Origin of the sequence: Marinobacterium sp. BA1, assembly GCF_041155135.1 — a bacterium.
Lineage (GTDB): Bacteria > Pseudomonadota > Gammaproteobacteria > Pseudomonadales > Balneatricaceae > Marinobacterium > Marinobacterium iners.
This window is the reverse complement of the sequence record NZ_BAAFHC010000002.1, coordinates 282,896-296,968: the sequence shown is the minus strand read 5'-3', so window position 1 is coordinate 296,968 and position 14,073 is coordinate 282,896. Positions and strand designations below refer to the sequence as shown.

Genomic DNA, 14,073 nt, shown 5'->3' with positions numbered 1-14,073 from the left:
TCCTCAAACTCCAACGGAAGTGCCTTAAAATGTGCAACGTGGTCCTGAACAAAGGCTTTCATTTCCTCGCGCGCAGATGCCTCATTATACTGCACGGGGAGGTCCCACTTCGCATCAATTCCCGGCGGGAAGGTCAAGGTGACAGGCTCTCCACCCGCATCAACAATGATCAACCGATCACAGTCAGGCGTAACGCGTGCTTCAGCAATGTCGCTCACGCTGAACGCAAATACATCTTCGACACCCTCATCGATGGTTAAATCAAGCGTCAACACAATATCGTCGTCAGATCTCACGGTGTCGTGAACGGAGAATGAATCGAGTTTGAGGTTGAACGAATCCGTGGCCAGCTCAAGCCCCCAACTTGCTTGCTGAGCCTTCTGAAGCATCTCAATTACGCCACGGACGCGTTCGGAAATTTCATCGTTGCTTCGAGGAAGGGACTCCATGATCGCCGTATATCGATCTTGATCCTCGTCAGGAGCGACAAACCGGCCCTCAAGAGGCTCCTGCATGTCCTGATCATAGGGGCGACCTCCAAGATCGCCAAAGGTGAGATCTCCGTCTGTCCAAACACCGTCGTGTTTAACGAATAGATACCCGTCACTGGCCAGAAAGCACTGGGTAGAGGGATCACCCTGCTGAATGAGTGCCAGAAGTTCAGCATCCGATTTCTCGCTCAGCGATTCGTACAGTGCGTTCTCTTCATCAGCGGCCACGCAGCCCATTGCCAATGACTCCAACGTATCGCGGTTAAAGCTCTGCATGTGCGTTTACTCCGGTTGAGTTGTAGACTTCCAACTTTAAATCCTCGGGCAAAGAGCGGATCAATAACGGAAGAACCGTTGGGCCTTCAACCTGTGATTGTCTGACGAAACGCGGCACGCATTGCTTGATCCGCAATTCCAAATCAGATCTGGGTAGACGTTCACAATACTGACGCGCATGTTCAAACCAGTCATGCAAACCATTTTCCAGCGCTGCGCTGACGCCGGTTGCATGACTACCCAAACACTGAAGAAAATCATTGCGAAGGGTCTGATCATCAGGATCATACAAGCCACTGCAGTGCCCCATAAACGTGCATAACTGAACCAGTCTTGCGATCGGATCTTCAGGAACGTGGCGCCATACCGCGTCATCGTGTGGAATGCTATGCACATCAGGAAGTAGGGTGCGGCTCTCATTGATCGAGAAAGGGTGGTCATTCAGTAGTGGCGCAAAGCCGTAGGACTCCACTTCTGTTCGGCCTGCATGAAGAACGTTATGGGAAATGAGCATGACCCATTTGCGCACTCTTCATCCGGTGAAATGACGCTGGCGTAGTCCAACGGTTAGCCGGTGGCCAAGCCGGGGAGTAGCCAATACAGTTGATTTCATGCTGGAGCATGAGCTGCCTGTGTTGGGACGTTAAACTCTTTATCAGAGCCGCTACGCTATCAACTCGAAAGCGTAGCGGCTTGGTTTTCTAATGAACACGAAGCGGGTACTGAGTCCTCGCCACAGGCCTTATGGTTACCTTTGGCCCCGTAACAACACGGGGGATATCCGATGAACCACTACTCACCTGATGTACCTCAAACAGCCTCCGAATCAGCCGGTGCAAAGCATCCTTATCCGGCTTAGGCTGCACCACAATGTCGATACCCAAGCACTGCAGGCTGGGCTGGACCGGCTGCTCACTGAACAGGTCAAACTCACGTCCGTGAAAACTGCGCAGTTCCGTCGCATCCTGCAACGGATGAATAATGGTCAAGGACACAACCGGTGGAGTGCGTGATGCGAGAGAGTGGATCCCATGGACATACTTCATTGTGAGGGACGGTAGGTCGCGGGTGAAGGCATACCAGGGATGCGTATGCTTAGCGTCCATCACCAGAAGCAGGGGCGCCCGCGTACCGGGCTTGAGGATTTCAATCACGACATCAGGCGATCGCCGTGAATACTCGGTTGTTGTGCTGCGGGTGTTCAAACGACCGGTTCGCCCTTCGCCTTTTTCAGGGGAAAAGCCCTCACTGTTGACCACGCCATCCGTACGTTCCTGCTCGTGACCCGGCATCCAGTAATGCGGTTCACGCAACACACGAACCTGTGTCCCATCCGATAATGAAAAGTCCGTCCTGACACCTGGGCCGGCCTCACCGGTGCTCAGCGCCTGTGTCACCGCCTCGGCCGTACGGAAAAAGCAATAGTGCTCAAACAGTGTCGGCAGGCTTTCGATCGAAAACAGATTTTCAAAGGCGGACCAATCCAGCTGTCCGCGTTCGTGCCAGCGAATGATATCCGAGAAAATCTCGCGGTACGCCGGTCGCATCTGTACCTTCTGCGTAAAGTAAGGACGCTCCCGACGTATCATCTTGACCGGCAGGCGCTGGCGCAATTCTCGCTCAAGCTGTTGCAGCTTGTGAACGATCACCTCACAGCGGCCAAGGTGCCGCCCCAATATGTGTTCGCGGAACTGTCTCATCTGGGTAAAGAATGACACGAACCCGTCTGACAGCGCCTGAGCACGCGCCAATGGGCGCCCGGCACGGCTCATGCCTGAGTATTGGCGCAGCAGGTCATGAGCCTGAGACAACAGTAGTGCTACAAAGCCATGGATGATCTGGTTCTCATACAGATCCGTGCTTTCGTGAAGGACGGGAAGCACCATATGCTCAGCTACGAAGTAGCGGCCCTGATAGAGCAGATGGCTGTGTTCAGCTGACTCGGCAGGAGAGAGCACAGACATGTTTTCCATCAACCAACCGATCGCAGCATCATCCAGGTACTCCTGCCCACCGGTACTGACCAGCGTGGACTCCGGGACTAGCCGTGTGATCGGATGATGAATCAGCGACGGGAACGCGGCCGCCATGAGCGACAATGTCGATTCAAGCCGCTCAAGCGTCTGAGAAGGCCGTTCATATTGAGACTGGTGTCCTGCACCCACCGGGGTCGCGCTGAACGCCTGGTAGAGCGATTCAGGCGACTGCCGAGCCAGGTAGTCGAACATGCGCGATATTTTATCCGCATCACGTTCATCGACGACGACCTCAAGCGGCTCGAACACCACATCCAGTAGGGCGCGAGATGGCTGGACGCCAGAAAGGCGAATCTCTGCCATGCCGAAATAGTTGAAGAACAAGGCCCTGTCATTGTCACCGACATTGCGTGCAGGCTGCCAACTGTACACGGCCATGTCGGATCCGATCGGTGTCACCTTGTGGCAAGGCTCGCAGTAGTCGTACAGGTTCAGTTCGAGGTCAGACAAGCCCAGCGGTCCCAGCAGCGACACCTCGAACATTTCCTTGTTGCAGAGCCACTGATGGGAACCGCCGATGCGCCCGTCGGTGGGCATGAGCCGAAGCTCGTGCCCTCGACGGGTTCCATTCAGTATCGTTAATTTGAGTTCCATGCCGAGCCTCACAAATATGAGTAGGTGCCGGCAAAGTCGTTGCCGTTCTCAAGTACCCGCGCCAGCAACGTCTGCGAATGGTGGAGTTTGCTGTCCTTGAGCATGTCGTGAAGACGCTCAAGTCGTGCGCGGAACTGGGGGCCGTGACCTGAAATGTGCGGCAGGATGTGCTGAGACACCGCATAGTCAAATGCCACTTCGTGGTCGTCCATAAGCTGACCGGCGACAACGCAGTAATCGTTAATCGCACGCTCTTTACGATGACTGATGCTCACAGGCATGCCATGTTCAGCGTTACGTACCGTCAGAATTTCATGAATCGTGCGGTACATCTCCTTAAGCGTTTCGGGCATTTCATCGTTGTTGTGATTTTCGAAATACTGTTTGCACAGCGCGAAAGGAATGGCCCCGTCAAAGCTGACATTAACCTCTGGCGAATCGGAATCCTCGGCGTCATGCATCAGGGTAATGACGGGGGCGCGATCAATCAGACGTGGTGACAGGCGCTCGGTTGTACTGTCTTTGTTGATTGTGGCCACAAAGCGAGTGGATTCCGGCACACTCAACAGGCGCTTGCTTGCTTCAGCATGACCGGTGTCGATCGGCCGGTGGCGGCCTTCGGGGTCGCACATACCGATAAAATCAGACCAGTAATGCTCAAGCGGTGACAGATTGGCCTCATCCAGCAGGATCAGTCGCAACGCCTCCTGATCGCCGGCCTCCGGCACGGAGAGAAAATCGTACAGGCCGGTGCGCGCCCGCTGGTACATGCCATTGAGGGAGTTGTATGAGCCGAGAATGTCACGACCAGACACCCAGCCTCGGGAAACCGGCACGTACAGGAAGTTGCTATTGCCATCGGTACTGCCCAGGTGCAGCGCCTCAGCAAGACGGATAACTGTCGAGGTTTTGCCTACGCCCGGGTCACCCGCCAGCACGGTCAGGAAGGACTGCATCATGCACACAACGAGGTTGGTCATGTCATTGTGGGTGAACGTCCGTCCCGCGCTATCATCCAAGTAGTCGCGGATATGGTTGATGATTTCTTTGCCATGATTCGGAGCGGTCTTTGAGATCACGACCGGTACGCGCTGGCGCTCTTCGCGCACCAGTGCAGATCCTCCGCGCATCGCACGGCTGACGGCCTCCATCTGACCCAGTGAGGCAGCCAATTTGTTCGGATTCTGCAGCTGCTCCTGGAACGCCTCAACGGAGCGCTCCAGCACGGTTTTGGTCGCATCCAGCTGTTGGTATTCACGCCTGAGGATTTCAACGTCACGGGCCAGTTTGAGGTCATCCAGCACCTCGGCCAGCTCACGTTCGACCTTGGCAAGCTGCTCCTCCTTTTGGGTAATCTTCAGCGACAGCTCTTCTTCCGTTTCCCGCATGCGATTCTGTATATCCGCATTTTTGCTCTGGATGATGGCCTGAATTTCGGCATCGGCCTGCTTGCGGGCCTGTTCAACCTCTGTTTTCAGCGCGGCGGCTTCTCGGTTGAGCTTTTCGATTTCAGCCTCGGCCCTCGCCCGGGCGCGCTTACCTTCACGCTCAATCTCGTCAATGTGCGACGACAGCAATGTTGCCTTATGCCGCTCAACATACTCTTTGAGGAAGGTCCTACCTGCACTGGTGCCGAGATAATGACGAACCATGTCGGAACCGATGTTGGTTTCATTCAGGTACCGCTGCAGGATGGTTTTGAATCGGTGCAGGTTCTCATCACTTGCGAGTGCTGTTTGACGCTTTTCAGCCTCCTGTATGGCGGCTGCCAGGCGCTCGGCATCTCGCTTGCTCAGCTTGTCATTGAAGCCGAACCGCATTGAGCTGTACTGCTTAATGAGCTTGTCGTCTGAGGTGTAGTCCTCAACCGCATGGCGCAGGGCCTTCAGATCATGCAGGCTGCTGATCAGCCGATGATAGGTGCCATCGATATTGACTTCGTGTACGTACTGTTCGACTTCCTTCACGTGGAAGCGAGCAACAGTGTCTTTGGCAAAGGGAATGATGGTAGTGACCTTGGATTCAATGACAAACCCGTCATCATCTCGGCGCATGGCCGTAAACGGGCCATAAACAGCCTCGCCATCCTGAATAAAAAACGTCCCCTTGGGTGGCGTGATGTGCGCAGGCATCTGACCGGTTTCCTTAGGGGGCAGGGCGCATTGGATCACAGGCAGCAGGGTGTTAACCGGCAATGGCTGGGCATGAGTGCCTAGAGAGAAGTATTCCAGACGCTCGTTATCCGGTGACTTGGGACGGTGTTCAGCCAGTACAAACAGGTCATGTGCGCTGTAGGTCGATTCGACCTGTGAATAGCCTTTGGTGATGTCGATATTGTTCGGGTATTGGCGCGTGTCGATCGGTACCAGGGTTTTGATGTTGCGTGGGTTGTCGATATGGAATAGGGGTACAACGGAGCCTTGGTCTGAACTATTGGGGCGTTCTTTGTAGACAATCAGGCCGCCGAGGGCCGGTAAAATCGTTTCGCTCATGGGTAGTGCCTCTAAATTCGTGTGACGTGTTAAGTGTCGATGTAGTGGTAAATATTAGGTACAACAAATTATACCATACGGCTTCATAAGAGTGGCAGCAAGGTTGCAGGCGTAATGCTCAGGTGCTATATGTGGTATAACCCAATATGGAGGTTGTTATGGAGCACCATATCCTCATTGATGCGGATAACCAGCCGGCACGCATGGTGGAGCCACTGATGCATCACCTGTATGCAACCGGCATCGAACACATGCCGACCCTTGGCCACACACTCAACGTCCACATCGCCGGCAACGGCAATGGTTGTCATGTCGAGCGCTGGCACAGCGCGATGGAAGACAGGAGGCTTACCATCACCAACAGTGTTGTGGTCCCCTCCATTGCAGACGGAGCAGACCTGTATCTGAGTATGATCGCTGGCCAGTTGCTCGCTCGGGCAAATGCCAGCCAACGCATACGGATCATCATAGTGTCCCGTGATGACCTGCTCATCCGGCTGGCGCAGATGATCAACACCGCCGCCGACCTCAAGCATAAGGCGTACGCTCAGATCATGTGCGCGGATAGCAACTGCCCCAATATGCCGCCAACGATCACAGTGCCGTTCACCTTAATCCCTACGGAACCGTCACCCCGCAGCCAGGTGCTGGTTCTGGAGAGCGCCATCACAAAACCGGCAACAGAAGGGACTGCGATTGAACCTGATGTAGAAGGTGTCGGGAAGATCCCGTGCGAGACCCGATTACCCGCGGTACCACCCCAAAAAACAAACCCGACCCAGCAGATGAAAGCGATGAGCGCCAATGCTGTGTTCAATTCGATAGTCAGGCTGGTAATGAAGAAACACGGGGACTGGAAGGTCAATAAACTGATACCGTTGGAAGTATTCGAGCGTGCCGTCCAGTCACGCTTTCCAGGGGTCGCGAGAAAACAGGTGCGCGATCACATTAAGGGGCACGTGTGCCAGGTACAGCGTGGTTCCGCAAAGTGTGTGCAGCGGTTAAAGTAGAACATGCCGAACAGTCTCACTAACCGGAGTATCATTTTGGGAGTCAACACATACATCTACCGGGTACCCATGGGCGGTATTGAGCATCTATCGGTACGGGTACCCAAGGATACCCCGGGCCAATACTGGCCTCTGCGATCGTACAGCATTCCGCTCTACGGGGAGGATGCTGCCATGGACATGGCGCGCCGTGATCGGGACCACTTTATCAGTCTCAATGTCGGCATGCCCTGCAACCTGGCCGTGAGCCGGACGCTGGAAGAGGTAGACGCTGACGTAATTGACAGAATCGCAGGGCTGTTCAGCCTGCAAAAAGAGTACGGCCAGATGCGTCTTGCCACATTGGCGATGCTGGGCATGTTTGCTAACGAAGTGAGTGATGTTTACGAAATCGCAGACGCGCTAGATAAACCCGTCCTGAACCTGCAAAAGCAGATCGATGCGTTGGCAGAGAAGGGGTACCTGAAACCTGTACGGGGTGGTTCACTGATCCTCTCAAACTATGGAAAAGACCTGCTCACACGCTTCTCGGAAATTGTGGGGGCAGCATCTGTTAAGCTCGGCGAACAGGATCACTACGTTGCCCTGTTTCAGCAGATCAAGGAAGTGGCACCTCAGCTGGCGCTAAACATGGTTGGAGTGCTGCTGGCGGTGGATCATGGTTTGACCGCCACCTCTCGGATTGCGCGGGCCGGCCAGGTGCCCCAGTCGACCGTGTCCCGCCTGCTGGCAAGTGCAGAGCGATACCAGCTATTGGAAGGTAATCGCCAGCACGGTGCGTCCGCAAGGCGATTCCATCATTTCACCGGGCTTTCTGAAGCAGGGCGTAATCTACTGGCTCAGGTTTCCGCCTTTGCGTCTCCGGACGAGCAGCAGGGCATAGAGGCGAATATTGTGGGTGATGATCCGTTGGCGGCTCACCCCTGTGCACACAAGGGTTTAGCGCCATAAGCTGGTGTCTCGAAGATGAGGTTGATGCTGCCCTGTTTACGCTTGGTTGCGTGACAGCGGTCATTACAGATATGCTGCTCAGTTGAATCTACTAAGTAATATTGCCATTTCATGATAAAAGATCGCCTAATCAGTCTTTTCACCCGTGACAGAACAAGCGTATGGTTCGAAGAGCGAACCGGCATCAGCCGCTATCGCTGGGGAAACATTCGGAATGGCAAAGCGCGCCTTACGGATGCTGAGATCGAAGCGGTATGTAACGTTTTCCCGCAGTACGCCCTCTGGCTAGTGAGCGGGAAGGTCGCCCCCGAGATTGGGCAGATGAGTCCAGAGTTGGTTGACGAACATCGAGACGGAACTTGAAACCTTGTCGTATAATCATGGGACGATTATAGCACAGCGCACTGTATGCGATGACAGTATTAGCCGCCTGCCGACGGCACCGCATTCACCCGCACACCTACCTCGGTGCGGGTACCCTGGGGAAAAGAGTATGACGCTTTACGTGACGGGCTAAAATAAAGCGATGGGAATCGCTAGGGGCTACGGAAATCAATTTTGATTTTGTACAGCTTGAGGCTAATTATTGATGGAGAGCATACTCGCCTTCCTTCTCAAGCCTTCGCTTTTGCATCAATAGTGCCTCATAACCAGTCAAACCAGACCGCCAGTGCCTTCTTGCTTGCAGCTGGTCAATGCATACCAGTGGCACTTTGTGCTTAGCTGCAGTTGAAATAAGCCCGGCGAAGAAATTGTGCCACTCGCAGCAACCTCTGAAATGATAGGTCCGAAACATTAGCGCACTCCCCCAGCACTAAACAGATCGCATGCGGGTGTTGAGGCTTTGATGTCACTACCTTGACCATGCGTCCACCGGTGCTGGTTGAGTCCGCATTTTCTGTATACGCCAGCACCCGATTGAACGCGCGAGTAATGAGAACATTGCCGGCAGGTCATGCCATCTGGTCCAGCACCAGGTGTGCCCGCGTAAGCGTTCATATTCTCGACTTTCTGGGGGATCTCGCCAAAAAGGTCGCGCATAGATACCTCTTAAGGATGTGAGAATTCACGGTAGTACGGATGGATCTCACCACTGGCGGTGATGATGCCCGCCTTCACAAGCAACCGGCGCGCCGCCTGAGGATCTTGCTTCAAGCGTGCGGTCCTCGCCTTCATCTGAGCTATGTATTGTTTCACTTCGTCTTCGTTCATCGCCGTGACCCCAAATCACACTTCGCACACACAGTATATGCGTAGAGCAGCCAAGAGACTACAAGTCCGCTGCACTGTGTTCTCGGTACAACTTGAAAGCCCGGGCCCAATGGTTGCTTGTACAGTCGTAGCAATACAGCGCTACCGACTCATTATGCGGGGTATTGGCCAGGACCTTGCTCACTTTCCAACCGCACCCTATCTGCCTTCCACATAGGGTACAGGTCCCGTGAAAAACCTTTTCTGCGCGATAAAGCACCCCGTTGATATATCGTTCAGCCACTTTTTCCTCCCAGAGGGTGTTGGTAGTTTAGCGTCCCGCCGAGGCCTGGATTCACAGACCTTGGGCGGCAACGGGCGACACACCATGCGCTGGCAACAGGGGATCATCCTCTCGATAGCCTGCAGGGTTGAGAACATCAGCAACCGATCGGCTCCCACCCATAGCTAGGTGATGTACCCGTTCACGCACCGGTGCAACATTGCGCACGTCAGTGTACTGCTCACACCATTCGACCATCGGTCGTGTGTCGTGTGTTTTAACCAGCAGCGCCTCCAGCTGATCCAGCACGGCGGTGCGATCCTCAACGTGATCGGGAATGCCGCGGGCAACAATCAGCGCATACTGTCCGAGGTAATCGGTCAAGGGGTCCAGCGAGGTGAACGCTTGAAGCGCCCGCAGATCAGGGTCGTACTTACCCAGAACAACGCAAAGGCCGGCAAGCGACGCGGCATGCAGGGTGCGATCCTCAGGATTGGCCGTGAGACGGTCAGCAATCCGTCGGGAGCACAGATTAACGAGTGTGCGTGTACAGGCACGCGCATCCAGCTCCGACAGTTCGCCGGAATAGGCCACCTGAGCAACATCATTGGCGTATTTGCCAATCTGCCACAGCTCAATAGGCTTGGTCACCTGTGACAGGGAGGCAATGGCTTCCTGAATCGGATGCAGCGGCGTACTGGTGCCCTCCAGGATGCGGCTGCGCGGCACTTCCTCTTCACGTATGCCTTCGGTGACCGCCACAACAAATCGGGCAGGAATGTCCACGCAGCAGCGTGTGGACGCGGTGTACGTCAGCGAGGTTTCAAAATCGAACCCATCGTTCGGCCAGCGGATTTCACCTGACTGAAGCTTGTCGAGCCAGTCTGATTCACCATTGGCATGCAGGTCACGAATAAAGGAAATAGGCTCCTCAAAGGCAGCAAAGTCAGCCCGCAGGAGAGCAAGGTCAGTCGTCGACAGATTGACGGCCAACACGTGCCAGTCGTCCGTCTCGTTTTCGTCCATGGCGCATTCGGCGTAATACTCTGCCAGCGCCTCTGAGGTGGTCAGAAAAGGCGTACGCAGCGGTTCGCCGGCGTCAATCGCCGCCTTACCTTTCGAGTCGGTACCGTGATAGAAGAGCATAGCGCCTCCTTACGATTTGGTTGATTGGACTGCGAGCAGGGCCCGCAGCCAGGGCGTGGGATGAATACCGCGCCGGTAGCGGGCGTTTGCCCGGCCCATGCGTTGATTCGCGCGCTCTCTGAGCACACCTGCAATACCTTGTCCGAGAGTTGTGCCCACGGCTCCGGCGGGTCGCCACATATCTCATACCTATTACATTTTCAGGTTATTGGTTTTGCCCGCTCCGCTCGCCAACAGATCCGGCTCAGGGTCGAAATACCCCTGATAGGGACAGTTCTGGGGCGCGGGAAGTGACTCATATACAGCATCTGGTCTTCGCCAGCCATGCGTAGGCATCAACCCCTCCGAACTCCCCGTAACCCTCGTAGGCGACCTCTTCGATTGGAGACTCTCCATTCCGCTGTTTTCCATGAAAAAAAGCCCATCAGTTATGCCTCTGCTGTCATGAAAACACTTGGTGTATCCGGAGTCATATCAAAGGGAAGGAGAAGGCGACGTTGACACATTCGAGAGCGGGTCGTGCCCGCCCTGTAAATGTCCCTCCTCAACCAACCAGTCACGCACTTCGTCATCGGAGAACCCCGCCTGCTCCAGGAAGAGCAGTTGCTCTTTCATGCCTTCGTTGTTCACGCGTGATGCAATGCGCGATGCGGCATCGGACACCGCCTCATCATCAATATCCTCTGCATTCGGTTCTGCACCCGATGCTTTGGACATGAGTTCAGACTGAGCTTGGGCGCCTTCGTTATTCGCGAAACTCCCCATGCGATCTGCTGCATCATGCACAAGGTCATCCAGCATTTCACTGGTGATGCCGGATGCCTGTAGCTCAGCAAAAAGACCCATGTTGTTCTCCTGGGTCGTAAGAGGGCCAAATACCGTCGTGAACTGATCCTCAGGCAGTGAGTATAGCGTGGTGGCGCCTGCGGCTGAGCAGTAAAACACAGTACGCGGACCTTCAGCGTTGTCGTCAGACACCCCAATCGCCCGAACGCAGTGCTTAGCGACCTCCTTATTCCTGAAGTGCTGGTGTGCATCAGGAACCCGATTGCTTTCACTCAGCGCTTCTACCAGCGCTGCATCCTCATGAATGTCATCGCTGGAGCGAGCGTACAGCACAACGCCCTGGCCCGGGCCCTCAACCAGGGCAACACGAACGGGATACTCGTCCGGTGAGAAACCCAGCGCCTCGGCTTCGTGAGGTTTGACATCACTCAACGTGGCCAGTAGCTGGCCTTCTGATCCATACAGGCAAGGGGTATCCGTGCTATTGGTGTGAATGGCTGCCGCACCCTGGCGAGGAATGCCGTACACGGCTTCATTAATCCGTTTCACGGCCTCAAGCGCCGTAAGGTGCTCACTATGTCCTATGGCATCAAATTCCCGCCGGGTGATATCGACAAAAACTGGATAACTTTGGCCGTAGAGAATGGGTGTTAGTGTTATCGTGCCATTTCCGTTACTCAGGCTGCGCACCGACTTAATATCTTTTACGGCAATGCCCTTGGACGTTATTCCAAGGGCATGAAAATTATTCAGTACATCAAGTCGTTGGTCGCGACAGCTCAAGCTATTGATCCGGTCGTGCGCGGATTGAACACACACCTTTAGCTGTTCGGCGGCCTGCTCAACGGAGCCGGTGCGGTAGAGCAGGTGAAGGATGTTGGCCTGTTTGACGTCGGGATGCTCGGTAATGCCTTTGCTTTTGGCAGCCTGCCACGAGATGTACAAGAGATACAGGTCTTGAGCCGCATACAGATGATGGATGGAATCGTTACCAAAATGGTTGTTGGGGCGATTCAACCAACTCTCCATGACCGCTGCGGTGAAACCCTCTTCATCATTGACGTAGGAGGGGTCGTTTAACAGCCCCGTTGAGGCGGCCACCTGAACAACAGAGCGCGGCTCCTGCAGTACAATCTTGGTTGGTTCAGACATGGATAAAACTCCTCATGTGATCAGGCCAGTGCGGGTGCCGCAGACGAGCCGGGATTGCTCGCCAACGGGTCATCATGATGGCCGACCATTTCGCGTGCGCGGTTCAGCTCGGACTCTGCTTCATGACACAGGAACAAGTCGCCGTCCTTATCCTGGTTGATCATAACCATCAGTTGTCGGTGGGCACCGATCACCTCCATGTCGAAGGCATTACGTGCGGCATACTGGATGTATACATCGGGATCCTCAACACGCTCCAATGGCGCATTGTAGAGCTGCATGCCCTCTTCATAGAGCGATGCGTAGTCTCGGCTGATGACCCAGTCATCACCGGCATCATGATCAAGGTAGTCAAAGGCATTCACTAGCAGTTCAAGGTGGTCAGACGTCATGCGGCTCAGCACACGTCCTGACGCCCAGTTGGCCATCGCAGCCGTTGAGCACTCCGTAGGTATGCCGGAGGCATTAAGCGTCATATCGATGTACTCGCGCATTTGCTCGTCACTTTCGGCTTCAGCCGTGATGTCCTTAATCTGAGCAGGGCGAGGCAATGCGTTTGCGAAGGCCTGAACGGCATTCTCGTCCGGTGCGGAAATCCACAGCTCGAACCAGGCTTGATCGGCGAGGTCGGGGGAGTCGAAGAACGCATGGGTCAAGGAAAATACACGGCTCATGGTGAACTCCTTCAGGATGGTTGCATGTGGGCGTCATTCAGAGCCGGCGCGAGTGGATCCGGCTGGCGCTGCGGGTGTTCTTCCTGAACCAGCGTAATGGCTTCCTTCAGGTCCAGAATTTCAAGCGACACCTGAGAGCAGGGGAGGTCAGCAATGACTGTACCCTGCTGGCGCTGGCGCAGTGCCGGTTCGAGGACATGTGTAAAAATCTGTTGGGCCTGAGACGCCTTGTCGGGTGCTTGTTCCCATGCAAGACCGTCAATATCCCATACCACCATGTAGGCCTTACCGTCCTCCGGCGAGCCGACAGCAGTGTTATGCAAATGCTCGCGCAAGGTAAAAGGCTCGTACTCACCATCGCAAATGCGCAACTGGTGGTTGCGATCAGCAATGGTCACAATAGGGTCTTCACGATCATCTTGGAATACGAGGAACACAGAGGGCACGCTGTGTTGGGTAGTCGCAAGCCTTAGTGCGGCTTGAGAGTCCTTGGCATACACGAGCTGTTGAACGGAGGCATTGGCGTTAACCATGATGGGTTATCCCTGTGTCAGTGATGAGGATGACGTATCGTGCGTTGCGAGGGGGTCGCCAGAAGCCTCTGCAGCATGGTCCGCCTCGCTCAAGTGCTGCTGGATGCGTTCAATCAGCCTGGTGCACAGGGAGCGTGAGACATCAGTACCCGATGTGGCGGCGACTGTTTCTGCGCTCACACGGGTATCGATATACTGGTTGGACACATCACCTGCGATACAAGCACGTTCGAACGCCCCTGCAATCAGATGCAACTCATTGGCGCGCATAAAGCTCAGTACGTCGTGGATATCAGCTTTCAACTCATCGGTGAGAGGGCGGCGGGTGTTAATGGTCACAATCCCTTCGTTGACGAGGTACAGCGCTTCTGGGCGTACACGGATGGCCATACGTCACTCCATTTTCTATTTTCTTTGTGGTTATACCGAATATATATTATTGTGGTTCCACACACAAT

The 14,073-nt window shown here is 54.8% G+C and carries 12 protein-coding genes; 2 read left to right on the top strand and 10 right to left on the bottom strand.

Going from position 1 to position 14,073, the window contains the following annotated elements; translation table 11 throughout:
* The 4 genes from ACAM29_RS20865 to ACAM29_RS20850 form a co-directional block, all read right to left on the bottom strand.
* On the bottom strand, nucleotides 1-767 hold a 767-nt coding region (locus ACAM29_RS20865; RefSeq protein WP_369625509.1), incomplete at its 3' end, for a hypothetical protein.
* Complete coding sequence (locus ACAM29_RS20860; protein WP_369625508.1) at nucleotides 754-1,296, bottom strand: hypothetical protein; 543 nt, start codon at nucleotides 1,294-1,296, stop codon at nucleotides 754-756. The genes ACAM29_RS20860 and ACAM29_RS20865, both read right to left, overlap by 14 nt.
* Before the next feature lie 172 nt (nucleotides 1,297-1,468).
* A complete protein-coding gene (locus tag ACAM29_RS20855) occupies nucleotides 1,469-3,397 on the bottom strand; it encodes a hypothetical protein (protein WP_369625507.1) in 1,929 nt (642 codons plus the stop codon).
* A gap of 8 nt (nucleotides 3,398-3,405) precedes the next feature.
* Complete coding sequence (locus tag ACAM29_RS20850) at nucleotides 3,406-5,889, bottom strand: AAA family ATPase (protein ID WP_369625506.1); 2,484 nt, start codon at nucleotides 5,887-5,889, stop codon at nucleotides 3,406-3,408.
* A 158-nt stretch (nucleotides 5,890-6,047) separates the two neighbouring features.
* Here ACAM29_RS20850 and ACAM29_RS20845 point away from each other — a divergent pair, with 158 nt between their 5' ends.
* The gene (locus ACAM29_RS20845; RefSeq protein WP_369625505.1) at nucleotides 6,048-6,899 is read left to right on the top strand and encodes a hypothetical protein; all 852 of its coding nucleotides are present in this window, start codon (nucleotides 6,048-6,050) and stop codon (nucleotides 6,897-6,899) included.
* 36 nt (nucleotides 6,900-6,935) lie between these two features.
* Nucleotides 6,936-7,850, top strand: a complete 915-nt coding sequence (locus tag ACAM29_RS20840; RefSeq protein WP_369625504.1) for a hypothetical protein — start codon at nucleotides 6,936-6,938, stop codon at nucleotides 7,848-7,850.
* A gap of 1,050 nt (nucleotides 7,851-8,900) precedes the next feature.
* Here the strand turns inward: ACAM29_RS20840 and ACAM29_RS20835 are convergent.
* The 6 genes from ACAM29_RS20835 to ACAM29_RS20810 form a co-directional block, all read right to left on the bottom strand.
* Nucleotides 8,901-9,062, bottom strand: coding sequence for a hypothetical protein (locus ACAM29_RS20835; protein WP_369625503.1), 162 nt, complete (start codon nucleotides 9,060-9,062; stop codon nucleotides 8,901-8,903).
* 334 nt (nucleotides 9,063-9,396) lie between these two features.
* A complete protein-coding gene (locus ACAM29_RS20830; protein ID WP_369625502.1) occupies nucleotides 9,397-10,470 on the bottom strand; it encodes a hypothetical protein in 1,074 nt (357 codons plus the stop codon).
* Between the two features lie 474 nt (nucleotides 10,471-10,944).
* Nucleotides 10,945-12,408 carry a hypothetical protein gene (locus tag ACAM29_RS20825; RefSeq protein ID WP_369625501.1) on the bottom strand — a complete coding sequence of 488 codons (1,464 nt, stop codon included), beginning with the start codon at nucleotides 12,406-12,408 and terminating at the stop codon, nucleotides 10,945-10,947.
* Between the two features lie 20 nt (nucleotides 12,409-12,428).
* Nucleotides 12,429-13,082 carry a hypothetical protein gene (locus tag ACAM29_RS20820; protein ID WP_369625500.1) on the bottom strand — a complete coding sequence of 218 codons (654 nt, stop codon included), beginning with the start codon at nucleotides 13,080-13,082 and terminating at the stop codon, nucleotides 12,429-12,431.
* An 11-nt stretch (nucleotides 13,083-13,093) separates the two neighbouring features.
* On the bottom strand, nucleotides 13,094-13,615 hold the full coding sequence (locus tag ACAM29_RS20815; protein ID WP_369625499.1) for a hypothetical protein: 522 nt from the start codon (nucleotides 13,613-13,615) through the stop codon (nucleotides 13,094-13,096).
* A 6-nt stretch (nucleotides 13,616-13,621) separates the two neighbouring features.
* Nucleotides 13,622-14,005, bottom strand: coding sequence for a hypothetical protein (locus tag ACAM29_RS20810; RefSeq protein WP_369625498.1), 384 nt, complete (start codon nucleotides 14,003-14,005; stop codon nucleotides 13,622-13,624).
* Nucleotides 14,006-14,073 lie beyond the last annotated feature (68 nt).